Below are 22,069 nucleotides of genomic sequence, written 5' to 3'. Positions count from 1 at the left end.
AACAAGACAGAGGGAGCGGCAGATGGCGGGACACGGGTATGAGAGCGGGCGGCTGGATTTGCCGTTTGTGGGGATTTCGACCTTTGGCAAGCGGCCCTATGTCGCCGATTGGGACGCGCTGGACGCGGATGTGGCCATCCTTGGTGCGCCGTTTGATTTTGGCACGCAATGGCGCAGCGGCGCGCGGTTTGGCCCGCGTGCGGTGCGGGAGGCCTCGACGCTGTTCAGCTTTGGCCACGCGGGAGCTTATGACCATGAGGACGACGAGACCTATCTGCCAGCCAGCGTACGGATCGTCGACATGGGCGATGCGGACATCGTGCACACTGACACGTTCAAAAGCCATGCCAATATCGAAGCTGGGGTCCGCGCCGCTCTGAAGGCGGGGGCGCTGCCCGTAACCATCGGCGGGGATCACTCGATCAACATCCCCTGCATCAATGCCTTTGACGATCAGGGCGATATTCATGTGCTGCAGATTGATGCGCATCTGGATTTTGTGGACGAACGCCACGGGGTGCGCTTTGGCCACGGCAACCCGATGCGGCGCGCAGCGGAGAAACCTTATGTGACCGGGCTGACCCAAGTGGGCATTCGCAACGTGAGCTCCACCGCCAAGGAGGGTTATGCCGATGCGCGGGCCATGGGCAGCTCGATCCTGAGCGTGCGTCAGGCGCGCAGGCTCGGGCCGGAAGGCACCATAGCGCAGATCCCTGAGGGCGCGCGGGTTTACGTGACGATTGATATCGATGCGTTTTGCCCCTCCATTGCGCCGGGCACAGGCACGCCGAGCCATGGCGGTTTTCTCTACTATGACGTGCTTGAGATGTTGCAGGTGCTGGCCAAACGCTATGAGGTGGTGGGCATCGATCTGGTGGAAGTGGCCCCGGACTACGACCAGAGCGGATCGACTGCGATCTTGGCAGCACAGGTGCTGTTGAACCTGTTGGGCTTCGTGTTTGCAGCGCGTGATCAGGGTTGAATTGCAGTGGTCAAAGAGCGGGCCTTGAGGTTATGTTGCCCAAGGAAATATACTTATATATTATAGCTGAGCGCCGTTAGCGCTATACGATTTTACGCGCGCTTAGCGGGTTTTTGACGGGGCGCAGCGCGCGTCGGAAATCAGGCCGATTACCCACTAAAAAATTATCTAAGAGTCACATTAAACTATTTTCTTCCTCTCTTGATTGTCCTATGTGCGCCGCCCTGCGGATCGGTTTAGTGCGCCGGATTATTTGGCGAGGAGACACAATCAATGGAAGACTTCATTGCAAAGCAGAGCGACACTGCGGTTCTCGTTCAAATGCAAAAAGTCCAAATGCAGGCGATGGAGCAGGCCACGGGTGTTGGCTACTGGTGTCTTGACCTGCAGCGAGAGGCGCTTTGGTGGAGCGAGAAGACCAAGCAGATCCATGAGGTGGCCCCGGAATTTGAGCCGGATCTGAGCAAGGCAATTGAGTTTTACCTGCCGGAATATCGCGAGGGGGTGAAGAAGGCGCTTGATCTCGTGCTGTCGGTTGGGACGCCCTGGAACGGGACGCTGCAGATTGTCACCGCGCGGAACCGCAAACGGTGGGTTCAGGCGGTCTGTGCGCCGGTCCATTCTGGGGACAAGGTGATCGCGATTGCCGGATCATTCAGAGAGATATCCGAAGAACAGGAAGGTACTGAAGCGCCCCGGCATCTGAGCTCGCCGCAGGGGATGTCTGTTCTGGAGCTGCAGCACGCAAGCAGAGCCCTCAATGAGGCGGCGATTGTCGCCACGGCGGATCGGCGGGGCCGGATCACAAGCGTGAACCAGAAGCTGCTCGATATTTCGGGGTATTCCGAAGAGGAACTGATCGGGGCGGACCACCGCATTTTGAATTCCGGCGAACATGACAAAGACTTCTTTGTCGATCTGTGGAAGACCATTTCCAAAGGACAGATCTGGCGCGGCGAGATTTGCAACCGACGCAAAGACGGGCGGCTCTATTGGGTGGACACGCTGATCTATCCGATCCGCGGCGAAGACGACAAAGTGGAGAAATACCTCTCGATCCGCTTTGATGTGACCGAGCGTGTGGAAGCCTCCAAGCTGGTGTCAAACTTCTTTGACGTTTCCATGGCGCCGCATTGTATCTTTGATCAATCGGGGCGGATTCAGCAGGTGAACCATGCCTTCTGCCAGCTGGTGCACAAGAATGAAAAGGAGCTGATCGGGCGGGATATTCTGGAGTTTGTGCAGCCCGAAGATCACGGTGAGGTGCCGAATTTCCAGCAATCCCCACCTGATCCACATGTGCCAAATCCGGCGCGTCTGAGGCTGATCGACGGGCATGGCAATGTGCGCCATACCGAGTGGCAGAGCCGCGTATATGGAACGCTGATTATCGCCTCAGGCCACGATCTGACCGCAGAGGTGGAGCGGCGTGAGGCGCTGGATGAGGCCAAGCGCTCTGCCGAGGAAGCGAGCTTCTCCAAATCGGCGTTTCTGGCAAACATCAGCCATGAAATCAGAACGCCGTTAAATGCGATTGTTGGCGTTGCGGATGGGCTCTTGGATAAGCCGGGCCTGTCTGACGAGGACAAGAAACTCATCCAGATGATTTTTGACAGCGGCAAGGTGCTGGAGCGCCAGATGTCGGACATTCTGGATTTTTCAAAGATCGAAGCGGGCAAAAGCAAGCTGCTGAACCAGCCCTTTTCACCGGAGGACATGCTGCAGCGTGCGGTGGCGCCCCATGCGGAGGCGGCGCAGGCCAAAGGTGTGGCCTTTCATGTGGATATTGACCCGCAGGCCAGCATTCCGGTTTTGGGAGACGATATGCGGGTGCGTCAGATCGTGTCCAATCTGGCGTCAAATGCGGTCAAGTTTACGTCCGAGGGGGCGATCACGACGCGCCTGCGCTGTGTGGCGGATTGCGAAACCGCCTCTTTGGAGATCACCCTGAAAGACACCGGCGTGGGTTTTCCGACGCGCACCGAAACGGATGAGTTCGACCGGTTTGACCAAAAGGGCAGAAGCAGCACCGAGGGCTACGCGGGCACTGGGCTTGGCCTGTCGATCAGCTCCTCTCTTGCGCGCCAGATGGGTGGCCGCCTGTCGGTGGTGTCTGCGCCTGGAGAAGGCAGTGCCTTTCTTGTGGAGCTGCCGCTGCGGCGGGCGCAGCCAGCAGAACCCAAGTTGGTGGCATCAGCGCCAGCCAAGAAATTTGCTGGCAGCCTGAAGGGGCGCAGGGTTCTGATTGCCGAGGACATCAAGGCGAACCAGAAAATCGTCGCTTTGCTGTTGAAGGTCACAGGCTGTGAGACGGCCTTTGCGAACAACGGCAAAGAGGCGGTGGCGCTGTATCACTCCTGGAAGCCGGATGTGGTCCTGATGGATATGATGATGCCGGAGATGAACGGCCTTGAAGCAACACGGGAAATCCGGGTTCAGGAGAGAATACGCCGCCTGCCACGCATGCCGATCCTGATGCTGTCGGCCAATGCCATGCGTGAACATATCCAGCAGGCGGAGGATGCGGGTTGTGATGCGCATATTTCCAAGCCGGTGAATAAGAAGGCGTTGATCACTGCCATTCTGGAACGGGTCGAGAGCGACGCGGGCGACGCGCCTTTGGTGCAGCAAGGCAGCATCAGCGCCTAAGGGCGCGCAGCGCAGCAGAGTATGAGAGCACTTGCGGCAGGACGCGCGGCTTTTTAGCGCGTGCCTGCCGATGCGCTTTGCTGGAGCAGAAAGCCTGCGCCCCTTGAAACCCGCGCGCCAAGGCTTAATGTCGCGCCAACGCGATTTCCAACAGGATCCCCCCATGAAAATGAACCCGCTTGGCCGGACGGGCCGCTCTGTTTCTGAATATTGCCTTGGCACAATGACCTTCGGCACCCAGACCGACGAGGTTGACGCCCATGCGCAGATGGATATGGCGCTGGACCATGACATCAACTTCATTGACGCGGCCGAGCTGTACCCGGTGAACCCGATCAGCGCAGAGACACAGGGGCGCACCGAGGAAATTCTCGGCAGTTGGTTTGCGAAGACCGGACGCCGGGAGGCCTGGGTGCTGGCCACCAAACACGGCGGGGCAGGGGTGCAGCACATCCGCGATGGTGCGCCGATCACCGGCGCGTCGGTGCGCACGGCGGTGGAAGGATCGCTCAAGCGGCTGCAAACTGAGCATATCGACCTCTATCAGCTGCATTGGCCCAACCGTGGCTCTTATATGTTCCGCCAGAACTGGGAGTATGACCCGTCCGCCCAGAACAAAGCCGAGACTTTGGCGAACATGGAGGAGGTGCTGGACGCGCTGCAGGCGGAGGTGGACCGCGGCACCATCGGCGCCTTTGGTCTCTCCAATGAAAGCGCTTGGGGCACCGCGCAGTGGCTGCGCCTGTCTGAGGAAAAAGGCACCCCGCGTGTGGCCTCGATCCAGAATGAATACTCGCTGCTGTGCCGGATGTTTGACACGGATCTGGCGGAGCTGAGCCTGAACGAAGATGTGGGGCTGCTGGCGTTTTCGCCGCTGGCGACAGGTTTGCTGACCGGGAAGTATCAGAACGGCCAGACACCGGAAGGCTCGCGCAAAGCGATCAACGGGGATCTGGGCGGGCGCGTGAGCCCGCGGGTGTTTGATGCGGTGCAGGCTTATCTGGATATTGCGGCCAATCACGGGCTTGATCCGGTGCATATGGCGATGGCCTTTACCGTGCAGCGCCCGTTCATGTGCTCCTCTATTTTTGGGGCCACCACGCTGACGCAGCTGGAGCATCTGCTCAAAGGCGCGGAGGTGACGCTGAGCGATGAGGTTCTGGCAGAGATCAACGCGGCCAACCGCGCGCACCCGATGCCTTACTAAACACCAATTTTGAAACGCGGACCTCAGCACTCATGTCTTTTGGGGCTGCGTTTCTGACAAAGGATGACTGAGAAGATGCTTCCTCAAACTGATGAAACCGAAGTGCTGGCCACAATCCGAGCCTCCGGCCCGCGCCGGGTGTTTGGCATTGGCACATTGGCCCTGTTGGGCGGTTTGCTGGTGTATCTGGCGCTGGCCACGTCGCCTGCGCTGATCTGGCAGGTCTTCCTGCTGGTCTTGGGCGTGCTGTCTTTGTGGCTCGCGGAGAGCACACGGCGCGCAACAGAGAACACCATTCAACTCACCCGCGCAGGGATGGCGACCGACAGTGGCGAGGTGATTGCCCCTCTGGACGATATTGCAGCGGTGAAGCGCGGGATGTTTGATCTGAAACCGTCCAACGGGTTCACAGTGGTGCTGAAAACATCGCGCCCCCGCCGTTGGCAGCCGGGCCTTTGGTGGGCTCTGGGGAAGCGCGTTGGCATTGGTGGGGTCACCCCCGGCTCCGAAGCCAAGTCGATGGCACAGATTTTGGAAGCCCTGCTGGTAGAAAAAGGCGGCTCAGAGATCTGAGCCGCCGTTCAAATTGTTTTGCAATGAGCTGCCTGTGGATCAGGCGCCGTTCCAGGCGAGGTTGGCCACAAAGCGGGGGCGGGTGAACACAAAGGTGTTCATCGGGAAGCCGTCCCAATCATCGCCCCACCAGCGCTTCATGATCACCGGCGGTGCGTAGGTGCCAAAGGTTTGCACCACAATCAGGCTTTCGCCTGGCACCAGCGTTGGCAGGTTCTCACCAAGCTCGGGCAGATCCGCATCGGTCAGGGTGCGCGACGCCAAGGTGCTGTGCGACCACTCCAGATCGTGGGCGTTGGTGTTTGAGTCCCAAGACACCAAGCTCACGGTCATCTCCTGCTCGCCGCGCAGGGTGGAGATTTCCTCAAACAGGGTGTGCACACCGTCAATGTAGCTGGAGTCCACTGCCGCGGTTTCCCGTGACAGCATGTCAGACACCGCAAAGGCAGCTTTTTCCGTGGTGGAGCGCGCGCGGTAAGCGTCAAACAGCACGGCCATGGCCATCAGCGCGAGGAACAGGGCCGGCCACATGATCACGGTCTCCACCGCGACACTGCCGCGCGTGTCTTTGCGAAAATCTCGGATGAGCTGGAAAACAGATGGAATATTCATGGCTTAACGAGGCTCCTGAACAAAGGCGTTCATGACAACAAGCGCGTAGTCACCGGCGTCATCTTTGTGCAGCGCCGATCCGATCATCGACGTTGGGAAGATAGGTGTGACCTTGGCGCAGGCGCGCAGCACCATCAGATCGTTTTCGGCGCCATCTTCAAACCGAGTGACCGGTTGAGTTGCTTCGGAACGATCGGTGCAGATGGTGTTTTCATCCATCGACACATAGTTGCGCGGATCACGGGTCACCATTTCCAGTTTCATATTGCTTTCGCAGTTTGGAATGATGGAGGCCCGTTCACAGACCTGTGCAACCAGTTCGTCATGGCTTGGGGTGAACCCGGTGGAGAGGCGGATGTCGCGCACCGCCATATCCAGAGAGCGCTCTAGATAGGAGTAGCGCAGGGTCATCAGGCCAAGCTCCACAGAGGAGAGGAACAGACCGATGAAGAAGGGCACCATGATGACAAATTCAATTGTGGTGCTGCCGTCTTCGTCGCGACGGAACGCGCGGGGCAGATTTGCAAGTCTCCGGATCATTGGGTCAACCTCAACTGGCGAATAGATGTTGCGATGGTTGCGAAGGCATTGCGGATTTCCAGACCGTTCACATCAAAGTAGTGGCTGTCGGAGCTGGCGCAGTCTTTCAGCACGGCCTGACCGTTTGAAGGTGCTTCAAAGCCGATGGTGAAGACGATGATGCCCGCATCTTTGGCCGCCTGACAGACTTCGCGTGTCCGCGCATCTTTCTGGGACGTTTTGAAGGAGCTGCGCACACCGTAATGCCAGTCGTTGTAGGCCGCGTTGGAGCCCATGAAGGGGCGGTACAGATACTCGGCAATCCAGCGGCTGGTGGTGTAGGACCAGAGGTCAGGATATGTGATGACTTCTGCAGAGCCCGGCTCGTTCACGGTTACAGTGTTGGAAACCTGACGGTACCGGTAGCAGGAGCCGTTCCAATAGTAGGACTGACATTCCCAGCTGGTTTCGGTCTTGTCATAGACACCTTCACCGTAAGCCCAGTTCTTCCATTCATAGGTTGAAGGCCAGTAGAACAGCGGCTCTGAGGTGATGCCGTCGTAGTCCTGGTCGTTCACATCCTGGCCAACATAGACGGAGTAGAAATCCTCCTGTTCGTTGTACCAGACATTGGAGTCACCGGAGCGATACTGATCCCGGATGTAGTACTGGCTGGTGTTCTGACCGTCGGTCATGAGAACCACCACTTTCAGGGACTCGTTGGTGCCGTATTCATAAGGGCGATCTGCGAAACCACTGGAGATGTGGCTACCTTCGATCAGGTTGGCCGCAATCGGTTCAAAGGACGGATCCACCAGAGCGGTGCCCCATTTCATACCGACGTCGATAGAGGTGTTGCCGCGGGCGGTGAGAGCCGAGATGTAGTTTTTCAGCGTGGTGCGGTCGCTTTCCAGCACAATGGCTTCACGGCCGCTGTCAAACTCACAGACGGGCAAGTTATTCACCGGTGTCGGCGTCGCATCGCGGTTGTCATAGCGATACCACGGGTCAAAGTGCATGGTGCGCTGGTACGTGGCCGTCGGCGAGATTTCTGTATTGGCAAAGTCGCCGCTGGTGAAGTTCACGCAGTTGGAATAGGCGTTTTCACCCGTGGTGTTCAGCTCTGCCATGACTTCGTCAGGAATGGACACCTGCGTTGCGTAGGGCACGATGGAAACAGACAATGTGCCGTCTTCGGTGTTGTCATCCATTGTGTCGATGAACTCTTGAGCCGCGATCTTGAGGTTGGTCAGGCGGTTGTTGCTGTTCATCGAACCGGACACGTCGAGAACCATGGAGATTTCGATGTTTCCGATGCTTTCGATCGCGGTGCCGGTCGCAGAAACGGTGATTTCGCCGATATCCTGCGTGCTGCTGGTCGCGTCGGTGAGCTGATCAGCGGAGCCCTCTCCAGCCGAAGAGCCGCTGGCTTCGCCGTCGCCTTTCCATGCCCGTTTGAAGCGCGCGCCAACCTGGCTGTTGCGCAGGACCGTGGGCACGGTGGCCGAGGCGCTGACCTTGCGGTGGTTCAGCGTGATCTCTGAAGATGTCGAAACGCTGTCATATTCGACGCCAGATTTGTCAAAGTAGTCTTCGACCACCGCATCGGGTGCGCGTTCCTGATCCATGTCGGCGGCCGCCAGAACGGCGCGGTCCAGCGTGTGCTGCAGACGCGTGCGTTTCATTTCTGCCAACATGATGTCGGCGCCCAGGCCGCCAATCATCACCATCATGATGACCAGCACAACGGCGAATCCGACCATCACGCCGTCTTCCTCTTTGCGGAAACGGGTGATTATCCCCAGATTCCCGGCGCTTGGACCGGGACTTTTGGTGCGCCGTTTGCGGACTGTAAACTGTTTCATATTACTCACCTCGTATCGACGCATCAAAATGGAGTTCCCACCGAAGTTGCGGTTTGCGCCAAGGATCTTATCCAAGCAGATTGGGGCGGAATTGGGGCCTAAACGGGTGGTTAATGCGGCCTTGAGGCAGTTTTTTTTGTTTTTCAGTAAGGGTTTGGATACAGTCTTTGATTTGAACGGTGTTCTGTTTCCGAACTGAAAACATCCCTGACACGCAACTGTGACATGGATTCCTCTATCGTCACGGGCCGACTTATCGCCTAACTCTTGATTAAGTCGATTGGTGTGACGGTGAGTCGCAGTCGTTTGCTTGTCGGGAGGAAAAAGATGAGCACAATTCAAGAACCGAGTTTTCGGGAAAGTGTCGACCTGATGTTCAACAGAGCGGTTGCTCTGATGGACCTTCCGCCCGGCTTGGAAGAAAAGATCCGGGTCTGCAACGCGACCTATACGGTACGGTTTGGTGTCCGCCTGCGCGGCCAGATCCAGACGTTTACCGGCTACCGGTCGGTTCACAGCGAGCATATGGAACCCGTGAAGGGCGGTATCCGCTTTGCGATGGGTGTGAACCAGGATGAGGTTGAGGCGCTGGCGGCGCTGATGACCTATAAATGCGCGCTGGTGGAAGCACCGTTTGGCGGCTCCAAGGGCGGCCTGCGGATCGACCCGCGCAAATATGACGAACATGAGCTGGAGCAGATCACGCGCCGTTTTGCCTATGAGCTGGCCAAGCGTGACCTGATCCATCCCTCGCAGAACGTTCCGGCGCCGGATATGGGCACCGGGGAGCGCGAGATGGCCTGGATGGCGGACCAATATGCCCGCATGAACACCACAGACATCAACGCGCGCGCCTGTGTCACCGGTAAACCGCTCAACGCGGGCGGCATCTCCGGCCGGGTCGAGGCTACAGGACGTGGTGTGCAATATGCGCTGCGCGAGTTCTTCCGTGATCCGCTTGACGTGAAGAAAGCCGGTATGACCGGATCTCTGGATGGCAAGCGCGTGATTGTGCAGGGGCTTGGCAACGTGGGCTATCACGCCGCCAAATTCCTGAGCGAGGAAGATGGCGCCAAGATCATTGGCATCATCGAGCGCGACGGCGCTTTGCACAATCCGGATGGCATTGATGTGGATGCGGTGCAGCAGTGGCTGTCCAAGCACGGCGGTGTGTCCGGCTTCCCGGATGCGAGCTACACCCAGAACGGCGCGGCGATCCTTGAGGAAGACTGTGACATTCTGGTGCCTGCAGCGCTGGAAGGGGTCATCAACCTTGAGAACGCGGCCAACATCAAGGCACCGCTGATCATCGAGGCCGCCAACGGTCCGATCACTGCGGGGGCAGATGACATTCTGCGCAAGAAAGGCACCGTGATCATTCCGGATATGTATGCCAACGCCGGTGGTGTGACCGTGTCCTACTTTGAGTGGGTCAAAAACCTGAGCCACATCCGCTTTGGCCGGATGCAGCGTCGTCAGGAAGAGGCGCGTCACCAGCTTGTCGTGGATGAGTTGGAACAGATCAGCGCTGCGCTGGGCGGTCAGTATAAGCTCACCGATGGCTTCAAGCAGAAGTATCTGCGCGGGGCGGGTGAGCTGGAGCTGGTACGCTCTGGTCTGGATGACACCATGCGGATTGCCTATCAGTCCATGCGGGATGTCTGGCATTCTCGGGACGACGTGGAAGATCTGCGCACCGCCGCCTATCTTGTCTCGATCGAGAAAGTGGCCGCCAGCTACCGCGCCAAAGGTCTCTGAGCGCATGGCGCCCGTCGATCTGGATATCGGGTGCCGCTGCGGCCGGTTTGGTGCCGTACTCAAAGATGTGAGCCCGCGTATGGGCTCACATGTGCAATGTCACTGCACGGACTGCCAAACCGCCGCGCGCGTGCTGGGCGCAGAAGATCAGTTGTTGCCGCGCGGCGGCAGCGACATTTTCCAGACCACCCCTGCGCATTTGCAGATCACCAAGGGGGAAGAGCATCTGTCCTGTTTGCGGCTTTCGCCCAAAGGTCTGATGCGATGGTATGCGGGGTGTTGTGACACGCCGTTGTTCAATTGCCTGCCGCACACCAAGCTGGCCTTTGTCGGGATCTGGGTTCCGGCGATGCAGGGCGCTGAGGTTGCCAAGGCCATTGGCAAGGTGATTGCGGTGGTGCGCACGCAGGATGCGCCCATGGGTGCGGAGCGGTTGCGCGAATACGGGTTCAACCGTGCGGGGTTTCAGGTGCTGGCCCGCCACTTCAGCGCTTTGATGCGGGGGCAGGTGAAGCAGACGCCGCTGTTTGACACCGCCGGTGCGCCGGTGGTGACACCCCGTGTGCTGACCAAAGAAGAGCGCAAATCCGCCACGCCGTGAAGGCATACCCAAGGCACCGCTCGCTGTGTTCACGCAGGATTTAGCACTTTTATTAGTATTTTAGAGATACTGTGCTATCCTAAACCACGCAGACTGATCTTTCGTACTGAACCATGCGTAGAGCCTTTAAAGGGCTTATGGAGACTGTGACCTGAAATGATCCGAGCAACATGCACCATTGCCGTTTTGGCCTGTTTGGCGTCTCAGACGTTTGCGCAGGGCAATGAGGCCGCGCCGGAAGGTTGGGTGTTTCAGCTCGAAAGTGCTTATCTCTCACAAGGCGACTCTGATCTGTCCTCCGGCAGCGCGTTTTCGGCGGAGCGGGGATATCTGCGGCTTGGGTCGTTCAATCGGCGCGCCGACGGGTTGAGCGTTGGCCTGTCAGCCACGCTTGGGCAGACCGATTATGACTTTGACACAGCGGCCCCCTGGGGGCGCATCCGGGAGAACAGCCTGTCGCTGACCTTTGCGGGCCGCAACCGCAATGGCATGAACTGGTTTGTGGCGCCAACGCTGCGGGAGCGTGCAGAAACCGGTGCCGGATCGGATGACGGCGTGACGGCAGGGGCCTTTGCCGGTGTGAGCTGGTCCTTGAACGACCGGCTGACGATTGGCCCGGCCATCGGTGCCTTTGAAGGCGTGGGCAGTGAGGATGTCGATGTCTTTCCAGCTCTGCTGCTTGACTGGCAGATCTCTGACCGGTTCAGCCTCACGACCGGGCCGACGCTTGGAGCCTCGCAGGGGCCGGGGCTGTCTTTGCGCTATGCGCTGGATGACGACTGGGGGGTGACGCTTTCGGCGCGGCGGGAGAGCAGTCGCTTTGCGCTGTCAGATCGTGGCACGACACCCGGAGGCGCAGGCGAGGACACAAGCGTGCCGGTGGTGGTGAGTCTGAACTACAAACCGCGCCCTTCGATGAACTTTGCGGTCTTTGCCGGAGCGGAATTTGACGGGCAGCTGGAGGTGGAAAATGCCGCCGGCACCACGGTGCGCAAAGAGAGCTATGACACTGCGCCATTGCTGGGCATTGCTGTGTCGCTGGCGTTCTGAAACGTCGCAGTAAGGACATCCTTGATTGCAATCAAAAATCTTGCGCCGCATGGTATGCTCATGCGGGCTGAGGATGTGTGCGCAGAGACATGTCTTGGTCTGTAATGGCGGTTTTGTGCGCCAGAGAGATGTGACGAAACAGGGGGGCGGATCATGCGGTTTTCAGGGCTGAAAGTGCTCGCGGAAGGTTTGCGCGGCAATAAGGGCTGGCAGGCCCATTGGCGGGATGCAGAGCCCAAGCCGGAATATGATCTGGTGATCATCGGTGGCGGTGGGCACGGACTTTCCACTGCCTATTACCTCGCCAAGAACCATGGTCTGACCAATGTTGCCGTGCTTGAGAAAGGCTATCTCGGCGGTGGCAATGTGGGGCGCAACACCACGATTGTGCGCGCGAACTACTTCCTGCAGGGCAACAGCGAGTTTTATTCCCATTCCCTGAAGCTCTGGGAGGGGCTGGAAGAAGATCTGAACTACAATGTGATGCATTCCCAGCGCGGGCTGATCAATCTGTTCCACAGTGACGGGCAGCGCGATGCCTTTGTGCGGCGCGGTAATATGATGGTCAATCAGGGCGATGATGCGATCCTGCTGGACCGTGAAGGCGTGCGCAAACATCTGCCTTATCTGGATTTTAAACAGGCGCGGTTCCCGATCTACGGCGGGCTGTACCATCCGCGCGGCGGCACCGCGCGCCACGATGCGGTGGCCTGGGGCTATGCGCGGGGCGCATCAGACCGCGGGGTCGATCTGGTGCAGAATTGCGAAGTCACCGGCATTGATATCGAAGGCGGCGTTGTCAAAGGGGTGCAGACCACCCGTGGCGCGATCCGTGCCAAGAAGGTGGGGATCATTGTGGCGGGACGCTCTGGGCAGGTGGCGGCGATGGCGGGACGGCGTCTGCCGGTGGAAAGCCATGTGCTGCAGGCCTTTGTGACCGAAGGGCTGAAGCCGGTGATCAACCATGTGATCAGCTTTGGCATGGGGCATTTCTATATCAGTCAGTCTGACAAAGGCGGTTTGGTCTTTGGCGGGGATCTCGATTTTTACGCCTCTTATGCGGCGCGCGGCAATCTGCCAATGAAAGAGCATGTCATGGAGGCGGGCATGACGCTGATGCCGATGATCGGCAAAGCCAAGGTGTTGCGCAGCTGGGGTGGGATCATGGATATGACGCCGGATGGCTCTCCGATCATAGACAAGATGGAGGGCATCGAGGGGCTCTATATCGACTGCGGCTGGAACTACGGCGGCTTCAAGGCGGTGCCGGCCTCTGGCTGGTGTATGGCGCATCTGATGGCCACGGACCAGCACCATGAGGTGGCGGCAAAGTTCCGGCTCGATCGCTTCCGCACTGGTGTCGGGATCATGGATGAAGAGGGCACAGGCTCTCAGCACAATTTGCACTGAAATATTTTGAGACTGAGGGGGGCAGCAATGAAGACTGCAATGAAAACGATGGCCCTGACCACTGCGCTTTTGGCTGGACCTGCATTGGCGGATGGGTTGCCTGAGGGCTGTTATGTGCGGGACTATTCAGACGCGCATTTGGCATCTCAACCCCAGCAGGTTGTGGATTGGATGCAGCTTTGGGTTTACCAAAATCAGTTCGAAAACAAATCTGCCATGGTGCAGGTTGGGTTTGCCGCGCAAGGCCATGTGGCAGGCACACGCCATGCGGGGCAGGTGCTGAATCAATCGGCATTGTGCTATGAGTTTGAAGGTGGTCCGACCTGCGTGGTCGATTGTGACGGAGGCCGCTTTCAAGTCGTACGGGACACGGGCGACGCCATCACCATCCAGACAAATTACTTTATGGTTGGCCAAACCGGCAGCTGTGGTGGCGCGGCAGATTTGGCGGAGAAACCGGACCAAGCGGTCAAATACAAACTCTACCGCGCAGATGCGCGCCAATGTGCGGGCGTACGTGCCCTGCTGGTGCGTGACGGGGTGCCGCCGCAAGAGCGGCCAAGCGATACGGGGGACAGCAAATGAGATTGACATGTCCAGTGTGTGGCGCGCGTGACCGGCGCGAGTTTTACTATATGGGCGACGCGGTGGCGCTCCAGCGGCCGTCGCCGGAGGCCAGCGATGAGGTGTGGGATGACTATCTCCACAACCGCGACAACCCGGCGGGGGAGACCCGCGATCTGTGGCAGCATGAGGCGGGCTGTGGGGCGTGGCTTGTGGTGCGGCGCAACACCATCACCCATGAGATCTACGATGTGACGCTGGCCCGCGACGCCAAACAGGCGCTCCAAGAGGAGGCGGAAGCATGAGGATTGCGGGCAAGGGGCAGATCAACCGCGACAAGCCGGTAACTTTTCAGTTTGACGGCGCACCGGTCAGCGGCTTTGAAGGCGACACCGTGGCCTCGGCACTTTTGGCCAATGATATCAAGCTGGTGGCGCGCTCTTTTAAATATCACCGGCCGCGCGGGATTATGGGGGTAGGCTCTGAGGAGGCCAATGCACTGGTCACCTTGGGGCGTGGCTCCCGGCAGGAGCCCAACCTGCGCGCCACAATGATCCCGGCGCGGCAGGGGGTGGAGATTTTCAGCCAGAACCGCTGGCCGACGCTGGGGATGGATCTGCTCTCCGTGAATGATCTGGCCGCACCGTTTCTGGGCGCGGGGTTCTACTACAAGACCTTTATGTGGCCACGCGCCTTTTGGGAGCGGCTTTATGAGCCGATGATCCGTCGCGCGGCGGGGCTTGGCGCGCTGAGTGGGCGGAACTGTGAAGAGCGTTATGAGAAAGCCTATGCGTTCTGCGATGTGCTGGTGATTGGCGCGGGTCCTGCGGGGTTGATGGCGGCGCTGACCGCAGGGCGCTCGGGGGCCGATGTGATCCTCGCGGATGAAGATTTGCGCATGGGCGGGCGGCTCAACGGTGAGGACGAAGAGGTCGGCGGCATGCCGGGCGCGGATTGGGCTGCAGAGGCGGTGGCGGAGCTGGCGGCGATGCCCAATGTGCGGCTGATGACACGCACCACGGTGACGGGCGCTTATGACCAAGGCACATACGGCGCGTTGGAGCGGATCGTGGACGGGCCTGCACGCAGCGACAAACCCCGCGAATGTTTCTGGAGGATCGTGGCCAAAGGGGCCGTGCTTTGTGCCGGAGCGATTGAGCGGCCCATCGCCTTTCGCAACAATGACCGCCCCGGCATTATGGGCGCGGCGGCGGTGCGCACCTATCTGCACCGCTATGGCGTGGCGCCGGGCAAGGCGATCACCCTGTTCACCAACAACGACAATGGCCACCGCACCGCACGCGATCTGATCCGCGCCGGGGCACATGTGGCCGCGGTGCTGGACACGCGCCATGACGGGCCGGAAGGAGAGGGCTATCGCGTGATCCCGGGGGCTGAGGTCTGCAACGCGGGTGGTCGGCGGGCGCTGGAAAGCATCACCTATCGCACGGTGAGCGGTGAGGAAAAAATTCGCACCGATTGTCTGGCAGTGTCCGGTGGCTGGAACCCGACGCTGCATCTGACCTGTCACATGAACGGGCGGCCGGAATGGAGCCGTCAGATCGAGAGCTTTGTGCCGGTGCCCGGCGCAATCCCGGGATTGCGCACCGCGGGGGCCTGTCAGGGGACATTCTCGACCCATGGCGCGCTGACAGAGGGCGCGGCAGCGGCGCGTGATGTGCTGGCGGAACTTGGGCTTGATGCCTCTGAGGTGGCAACACCGGAGGCAGAAGATGCCCCCTATGCGCTGAAGGCCCATTGGGCCGTCGCAGGCAGCGGACGCGCCTGGCTCGATTTTCAGAACGATGTGACCGTGAAAGATGTGAAGCAGGCAGCGAAGGAGAATTTCCAGTCTGTTGAGCATATGAAGCGCTACACCACGCAGGGTATGGCACCTGATCAGGGCAAGAATTCCAACATCGGCGCACTTGCCATTCTGGCGGATGTGACCGGACGGGGCATTCCTGAAACCGGAACCACCACCTATCGTCCGCCGTTCGTGCCGGTGACGATTGCCGCCATGGGCGCAGGGGCGCAGGGCAAAGGCTTTGCGCCGGAGCGTTTCACCACCGGCTATGCGGCCAGCATCGCGGCCAAGGCGCCGATGATTGAGGCGGGGCTTTGGTACCGCCCAAGCTACTTCCCAACCGCCGGAGAGGTGAAGTGGCGCGAAAGCTGTGATCGCGAGGTCACCATGGTGCGCAACGCGGTGGGCATCTGTGATGTCTCCACATTGGGCAAGATCGACGTGCAAGGCCCTGATGCAGCTGCGTTTTTGGATTTTGTTTACACCAACACCATGAGCACATTGAAGCCGGGGCGCGTGCGCTATGGGCTGATGCTGCGGGAAGACGGCACGGTGATGGACGACGGCACCTGCGCGCGCATGGGGGAAAACCACTATGTGATCACCACCACGACCGCAGCTGCGGGCACGGTGATGCGCCATCTGGAATATGTGCATCAGTGTCTGCGGCCGGAGCTGGATCTCGCGATGATCAGCACCACAGAGCAATGGGCGCAGTTTGCGGTGGCCGGACCAAAGGCGCGCGCGCTGCTGGATGAGGTGCTGGATGCGCCGTTGGAGGAGAGCGATTTCCCCTTCATGGCCTGCGGTTCCGTGCCGATTGGCGGGATTGAGGCGCGACTGTTCCGGATCTCTTTCAGCGGGGAGCATGCCTATGAAATCGCCGTGCCAGCGCGCTATGGCGCCAGCCTGTTTGACGCGCTCCTGACCCAAGCCGAGGCGCTGGGCGGAGGGGCCTATGGCTTGGAAGCGCTGAATGTGCTGCGCATCGAAAAGGGCTTCATCACCCATGCGGAAATTCACGGGCGGGTCACGGCCTTTGACATCGGCATGGAGCGTATGGTCAGCCAGAAGAAAGACTGTATCGGCAAAACAATGAGCGAGCGGCCCGGGCTTTGGGGTGAGGAACGTGAGCAGTTGGTTGGCCTGATGCCGGTGGGGCCGGTGAAGCAGTTGACGGCGGGAGCGCATCTGTTTGCGCCTGAAGCGGAGCCTGTGCGCGAAAATGAGCAGGGCTACACCACCTCGGTGGGCTATTCGCCGACGCTGGAAAGTTTCCTCGGGTTGGCGTTTTTGCGCAATGGGCGCGCGCGTCATGGCGAGGAGGTGATGATGGTGGATCATCTGCGGGGCGTGACGGCGCGCTGTAAGGTCTGTGATCCGGTGTTTTTTGATGCTGACGGAGGACGGTTGCGTGATTGAATTGAAAGCAAAAACCGCCTGCGAAGGCCTGCTGCCCAAACGGGTTGGTGACATGCGCATTGAAGAGGCTGAGGCAGGGCAGATCACCTCGATTGCGCTACTGGAGGGGCAGGCGGCAGCAGTTGATGAGGCGCTTATGGTGACCCACAAGCTGAGCTTTCCCAAGCCAAACCGCAGCACGGGACGGGCTGGTGAGCGACTGATCTGGAGCGGACGCGGGCAGGCCTTTCTGATGGGGGCTGCGCTGGCGGCGGATCTCAGCGGGCTCGCGGCGATGACCGATCAGAGCGACGCCTGGGCGGTTGTGAGGCTCGAAGGAGAGCAGGGTGCAGATGTGCTGGCACGGCTTGTGCCGGTGGACCTGCGCCCCCAGAACTTTAAGCGCGGGCACACTGTGCGCACGCTTTTGGGGCATATGACCGTGTCGATCACGCGGGTGGGCGACAGCAGCTTTCAGATCATGGCGTTCCGCTCGATGGCCAAAACCCTGGTTCACGAGCTGATAACAGCGATGGAAAGCTTGGGAGCACGGGGGTAATCTCTCCGGATCAGAAGTGATTCAGGAGAGTGGGGATGGTCCGGTATATTTTGGCGTTTGCGGCGTTGGGCCCGATGATGGGAACGGCGGCCGTTGCGGCAGACAACAAAGAAGAGGTCTGCGGCTATCAGGGCGCGGTGATGACAGCCATTCAGAAGGCCCGCCTGGACCGCGTGAAGGAGCGCGACTTGCAGGAGCATCTGAAGGCCAACAACCCGAGCTGGCCAGAAAGCTACAATGTGGCGATCCCGCAGTTTGCCCCGATTGTGTATGAGGCGAAGCGGCGCGATCTCAAAAAGATCGATTTGGGCGCACAGATTGAGCAGCAGTGTCTGGACAATTGGGATCAGATACAGGAATTGCAGAAGTCCGTTTCCAACTGACCCTCTGTCTGATGTGATCTGACCCATGTCTTTGCCACCCGGATTCCTTGATGAACTGCGCAGCCGTACCTCCATCACGCAAGTGGTGGGGCGCAAGGTTATGTGGGATCAGCGCAAATCCAATCAGGGCAAGGGTGACATGTGGGCGCCGTGCCCATTTCACCATGAAAAAACGGCGTCTTTTCATGTGGATGACCGCAAAGGCTATTACTATTGCTTTGGCTGTCACGCCAAGGGTGACGCGCTGAAGTTTGTCACCGAGACGGAAAACGTCAGCTTTATGGAAGCGGTGGAAATTCTGGCCGAAGAGGCCGGGATGCAGATGCCCAAACGCGATCCGCAAGCCCAGCAAAAGGCGGATCGGCGCACGCAGCTTGCTGAGGTCATGGAGATGGCCACACAGCATTTCCGTCTGATGCTTAACACCGGCGCAGGCGGCGCGGCGCGGGCCTATCTGGATGGGCGCGGGCTGTCTCAGGAGGCGCGGGACCGGTTTGGCATCGGTTTTGCGCCGGAGGGCTGGCAGGGGCTGTGGGATCATCTGACCGGCAAAGGTGTCGCGCCGGATCTGATCCTTGGTGCCGGGCTTGCCAAACCCTCGACCAAGGGCGGCAAGCCTTATGACACCTTCCGCAATCGGATCATGTTTCCCATTCGGGACGCGCGCGGCAAATGTATCGCCTTTGGCGGCCGCGCGATGGACCCCAATGACAATGCCAAATATCTGAACTCGCCTGAGACCGAGCTGTTTGACAAGGGGCGCAGTCTCTACAACCACGGCCCCGCGCGCGAGGCCGCTGGCAAAGGGCAGGCGCTGATTGTGGCGGAAGGCTACATGGATGTGATCGCGCTCAGCGAGGCGGGATTTGGCGCGTCGGTTGCGCCGCTTGGCACCGCGGTGACCGAGAACCAGTTGCAGCTTTTGTGGCGCATCTCTGATGAGCCGATCATCGCGCTGGATGGCGACAAGGCGGGGCTGCGCGCCGCGATGCGGGTGATTGATCTGGCGCTGCCGCTGCTGGAGGCAGGTAAGAGCCTGCGATTTGCCATTATGCCTGAGGGGCAGGATCCGGATGATCTGATCCGCGCCAAAGGAGCGAGTGCGGTGCAGAAGGTGCTGGATGGGGCCATGCCCATGGTCAACCTGCTGTGGCAGCGCGAGATCGAAGGCAAGATTTTTGACAGCCCGGAGCGCAAGGCGGCGCTCGACAAGACCCTGCGCGAAAAGATCAAACTGATCCAGGACCCGTCGATCCGCAGCCATTACGGCGATGCGATCAAAGAGCTGCGCTTTCAGCTCTTCCGCCCTCAGCGTGGCGGCGGGGCAGGCGGCGGCAAGCGCGGCGGTTTTCAGCGCGGGCGCTGGAACGCGCAGCCGACGGTACAGGCGCGCACCAAAGTCTCGATGCTGGCCGCCAGCGAAGGCGCGGTGGAGCAACGTGTGCGCGAGGCCGTGGTGCTGGCGGTGGCCCTGATGACGCCCGAGATGCTGGATGATTTCGAATACGAGATCGAGAGCATGGATTGTTTGGATCAGGACAACGCCCGGATGCGCGATGCGCTGATGCAATTTGCCAATACGCCGGATCCGCGCGCCAATATTGAGGGATATCTGGGCCCGGAGGCGGTTGAAAACCTGCTGCGCCAACCCCATGTGGCGATTACCCCTGCAGTTCTTCGTGCCGGCGACACCGCGCTTGCGCGCAAAACCTTGAGAGAAGAACTCAACAAGTTGAAAGCTGAACGAGGCTTACGGCAGGAGATCGCAGAGGCGGAAGAAGAAGCGCATTCTTTGACAGATGAAACTGTAACGTGGCGATTGGGACAGGCCGCAGAGGACAGCAACAAGGCCAAAATCTCAAGTCAGGACGAAGAAGGCGGCGATTATGCGGTCGGAGCCAACGGCGCACCGATCGACAGAGAGGAACGCGCGGCGCTGGATGCGCTGGCTGAAAACATTGATTTTTCACGGGGCGGGAAGCCACCTCGACGCGGATAATTTCCGCGCGAGTCGGGTGTCGATTCTACCTTGTGAGCAACAGATGAAGAAAACGGGCTTTGTGGGGTTGCGAATCACCCCGTGTAACGGTTGATTCGACGCTAGCGAATCACCTTCAGCCCGAACTTGCAGGAGCACTTAATGGCCGCCAAGGACACCGACGACCAGAAGCCCGCCGATCAGGACGCCGAAATCTCGCTCGATATGAGCCAGGCCGCCGTCAAGAAGATGATCGCCGAGGCCCGGGAGAAGGGCTACATCACCTACGATCAGCTGAACCAGGTTCTGCCGCCCGATCAGGTGAGCTCTGAGCAGATCGAAGACGTGATGTCGATGCTGTCTGAAATGGGCATCAACATCATCGAGGATGAGGAAGCCGAAGAAGAAGAGGCGAAATCCACCGCTGTTGTGGACACCTCTTCGGCCAACCGTGGCGTGGCGCTTGCCAGTGGCGGCAACGAAAAGCTCGACCGCACGGACGACCCTGTCCGTATGTACCTGCGCGAGATGGGCTCTGTTGAGCTGCTGAGCCGCGAAGGCGAGATCGCGATTGCCAAGCGCATCGAGGCTGGCCGCAATACGATGATTGCCGGGCTTTGCGAAAGCCCGCTGACCTTCCAAGCGATCACCATCTGGCGCGACGAACTTCTGTCCGAAGACATTCTGCTGCGCGATGTGATCGATCTGGAAACCACCTTTGGCAACCAGATGGGCGACGATGACGACGAGGACGATGCCGCGCCCGTCGCTGAAGCCGCCAATGTGACCACCGCGCCGAAACAGGAAGCGGAGCAGGAGCTCGATGCGGACGGCAACCCGATTGCCAAAGACGATGATGATGACGAGGACGAACAGGCCAACATGTCGCTTGCGGCGATGGAAGCGGCCCTGAAGCCTCGCGTTTTGGAAACGCTGGACATCATCGCCCGTGACTTTGCCCAACTGAGCGACATGCAGGATGCGCGTATCTCCGCGACCCTGAACGAAGACGACTCGTTCTCTGAGGCGGACGAAGCCACCTATCAGAAGCTGCGTGCGGAAATCGTGCTGCTGGTGAACGAGCTTCACCTGCACAACAACCGTATTGAAGCGCTGATTGACCAGCTCTACGGCATCAACCGCCGTGTAATGCAGATCGACAGCTCCATGGTGAAGCTGGCCGACCAGGCGCGCATCAACCGCCGTGAGTTCATCGAAGCCTACCGTGGCCGCGAGCTTGATCCGACATGGCTTGAAGACATGTCCGAAAAGTCCGGCCGTGGCTGGCAGATGTTCATGGAGCGCTCCTCTGACAAGGTGATGGAGCTGCGCAACGACATGGCTCAGGTGGGTCAGTATGTTGGTTTGGATATCTCCGAATTTCGCCGCATCGTTCAGCAGGTGCAAAAAGGTGAGAAAGAGGCGCGTCAGGCCAAGAAAGAAATGGTCGAGGCAAACCTGCGTCTGGTGATCTCGATTGCCAAGAAATACACCAACCGTGGCCTGCAGTTCCTTGACCTCATTCAGGAAGGCAACATCGGCCTGATGAAGGCGGTGGACAAGTTCGAATACCGCCGCGGCTACAAGTTCTCGACTTATGCCACATGGTGGATCCGTCAGGCGATCACCCGCTCCATCGCGGATCAGGCGCGCACCATCCGTATTCCGGTGCATATGATCGAAACGATCAACAAGCTGGTGCGGACCTCCCGTCAGATGCTGCACGAGATTGGCCGCGAGCCTACTCCGGAAGAGCTGGCCGAGAAGCTACAGATGCCGCTTGAGAAGGTGCGCAAGGTGATGAAGATCGCCAAAGAGCCGATCTCTCTGGAAACCCCGATCGGGGATGAGGAAGACAGCCAGCTGGGTGATTTCATCGAGGACAAGAATGCCGTGCTGCCGCTGGACAGCGCCATTCAGGAGAACCTCAAGGAAACCACGACCCGCGTGCTGGCAAGCCTCACCCCACGTGAAGAACGTGTTCTGCGGATGCGCTTTGGCATCGGCATGAACACCGACCACACGCTGGAAGAAGTGGGCCAGCAATTCAGCGTGACCCGTGAGCGTATCCGTCAGATCGAGGCAAAGGCGCTGCGCAAGCTGAAGCACCCGAGCCGCTCGCGTAAGCTGCGCTCCTTCCTGGATCAGTAA

Annotated in this window: 18 protein-coding genes; 15 read left to right on the top strand and 3 right to left on the bottom strand. The window is 59.5% G+C overall.

What is annotated here, in order from left to right; all coding sequences use genetic code 11:
* The first annotated feature begins 22 nt into the window (after positions 1–22).
* From speB to J7400_RS05970, 4 genes are all read left to right on the top strand, one after another.
* Positions 23–982, top strand: coding sequence for an agmatinase (speB, locus tag J7400_RS05985; RefSeq protein WP_209060789.1), 960 nt, complete (start codon positions 23–25; stop codon positions 980–982).
* 273 nt (positions 983–1,255) lie between these two features.
* Positions 1,256–3,631 (top strand): PAS domain S-box protein, encoded by a 2,376-nt coding sequence (locus tag J7400_RS05980; protein WP_209060782.1) that lies wholly within the window; start codon positions 1,256–1,258, stop codon positions 3,629–3,631.
* A gap of 163 nt (positions 3,632–3,794) precedes the next feature.
* Entirely contained in the window at positions 3,795–4,838 is a 1,044-nt protein-coding gene (locus J7400_RS05975) for an aldo/keto reductase (RefSeq protein WP_209060780.1), read from the top strand.
* A 75-nt stretch (positions 4,839–4,913) separates the two neighbouring features.
* The gene (locus tag J7400_RS05970; protein WP_209060778.1) at positions 4,914–5,411 is read left to right on the top strand and encodes a hypothetical protein; all 498 of its coding nucleotides are present in this window, start codon (positions 4,914–4,916) and stop codon (positions 5,409–5,411) included.
* 39 nt (positions 5,412–5,450) lie between these two features.
* Here the strand turns inward: J7400_RS05970 and J7400_RS05965 are convergent, their stop codons facing one another.
* The 3 genes from J7400_RS05965 to J7400_RS05955 are packed head-to-tail and all read right to left on the bottom strand — an operon-like array spanning position 5,451 to position 8,407.
* A complete protein-coding gene (locus J7400_RS05965) occupies positions 5,451–6,023 on the bottom strand; it encodes a TadE/TadG family type IV pilus assembly protein (RefSeq protein ID WP_209060777.1) in 573 nt (190 codons plus the stop codon).
* Positions 6,024–6,026: 3 nt separating this feature from the next.
* A complete protein-coding gene (locus J7400_RS05960) occupies positions 6,027–6,563 on the bottom strand; it encodes a TadE/TadG family type IV pilus assembly protein (protein WP_209060773.1) in 537 nt (178 codons plus the stop codon).
* Complete coding sequence (locus J7400_RS05955; protein WP_247738643.1) at positions 6,560–8,407, bottom strand: pilus assembly protein TadG-related protein; 1,848 nt, start codon at positions 8,405–8,407, stop codon at positions 6,560–6,562. The genes J7400_RS05960 and J7400_RS05955 overlap by 4 nt, the downstream gene beginning before the upstream one ends.
* Positions 8,408–8,734: 327 nt before the next feature.
* On the opposite strand from J7400_RS05955, the gene J7400_RS05950 reads away from it, so the two are divergent.
* From J7400_RS05950 to rpoD, 11 genes are all read left to right on the top strand, one after another.
* The gene (locus J7400_RS05950; protein WP_209060771.1) at positions 8,735–10,165 is read left to right on the top strand and encodes a Glu/Leu/Phe/Val dehydrogenase; all 1,431 of its coding nucleotides are present in this window, start codon (positions 8,735–8,737) and stop codon (positions 10,163–10,165) included.
* 4 nt (positions 10,166–10,169) lie between these two features.
* Positions 10,170–10,766 carry a DUF6151 family protein gene (locus J7400_RS05945; protein ID WP_209060769.1) on the top strand — a complete coding sequence of 199 codons (597 nt, stop codon included), beginning with the start codon at positions 10,170–10,172 and terminating at the stop codon, positions 10,764–10,766.
* Between the two features lie 156 nt (positions 10,767–10,922).
* Positions 10,923–11,816, top strand: coding sequence for a hypothetical protein (locus J7400_RS05940; protein ID WP_209060767.1), 894 nt, complete (start codon positions 10,923–10,925; stop codon positions 11,814–11,816).
* Between the two features lie 153 nt (positions 11,817–11,969).
* Entirely contained in the window at positions 11,970–13,226 is a 1,257-nt protein-coding gene (locus J7400_RS05935) for a sarcosine oxidase subunit beta family protein (RefSeq protein ID WP_209060765.1), read from the top strand.
* 39 nt (positions 13,227–13,265) lie between these two features.
* On the top strand, positions 13,266–13,811 hold the full coding sequence (locus tag J7400_RS05930) for a hypothetical protein (protein WP_209060762.1): 546 nt from the start codon (positions 13,266–13,268) through the stop codon (positions 13,809–13,811).
* Complete coding sequence (locus tag J7400_RS05925) at positions 13,808–14,095, top strand: sarcosine oxidase subunit delta (RefSeq protein WP_209060760.1); 288 nt, start codon at positions 13,808–13,810, stop codon at positions 14,093–14,095. Before J7400_RS05930 ends, J7400_RS05925 begins: the two co-directional genes overlap by 4 nt.
* Complete coding sequence (locus J7400_RS05920) at positions 14,092–17,019, top strand: sarcosine oxidase subunit alpha family protein (protein ID WP_209060758.1); 2,928 nt, start codon at positions 14,092–14,094, stop codon at positions 17,017–17,019. Before J7400_RS05925 ends, J7400_RS05920 begins: the two co-directional genes overlap by 4 nt.
* The gene (locus J7400_RS05915) at positions 17,012–17,557 is read left to right on the top strand and encodes a sarcosine oxidase subunit gamma (protein WP_209060756.1); all 546 of its coding nucleotides are present in this window, start codon (positions 17,012–17,014) and stop codon (positions 17,555–17,557) included. Before J7400_RS05920 ends, J7400_RS05915 begins: the two co-directional genes overlap by 8 nt.
* Before the next feature lie 35 nt (positions 17,558–17,592).
* Positions 17,593–17,940, top strand: a complete 348-nt coding sequence (locus tag J7400_RS05910; RefSeq protein WP_209060747.1) for a hypothetical protein — start codon at positions 17,593–17,595, stop codon at positions 17,938–17,940.
* Positions 17,941–17,965: 25 nt separating this feature from the next.
* Positions 17,966–19,939: a DNA primase gene (gene dnaG, locus J7400_RS05905; RefSeq protein WP_209060746.1), complete on the top strand. Its 1,974-nt coding sequence runs from the start codon at positions 17,966–17,968 to the stop codon at positions 19,937–19,939.
* A gap of 141 nt (positions 19,940–20,080) precedes the next feature.
* Complete coding sequence (rpoD, locus tag J7400_RS05900) at positions 20,081–22,069, top strand: RNA polymerase sigma factor RpoD (protein WP_209060744.1); 1,989 nt, start codon at positions 20,081–20,083, stop codon at positions 22,067–22,069.

It is taken from the genome of Shimia sp. R9_2 (assembly GCF_017743735.1).
GTDB lineage: Bacteria > Pseudomonadota > Alphaproteobacteria > Rhodobacterales > Rhodobacteraceae > Shimia.
Note: the sequence above shows the minus strand (reverse complement) of the source record. Positions and strands in the feature narration are given on the sequence as shown.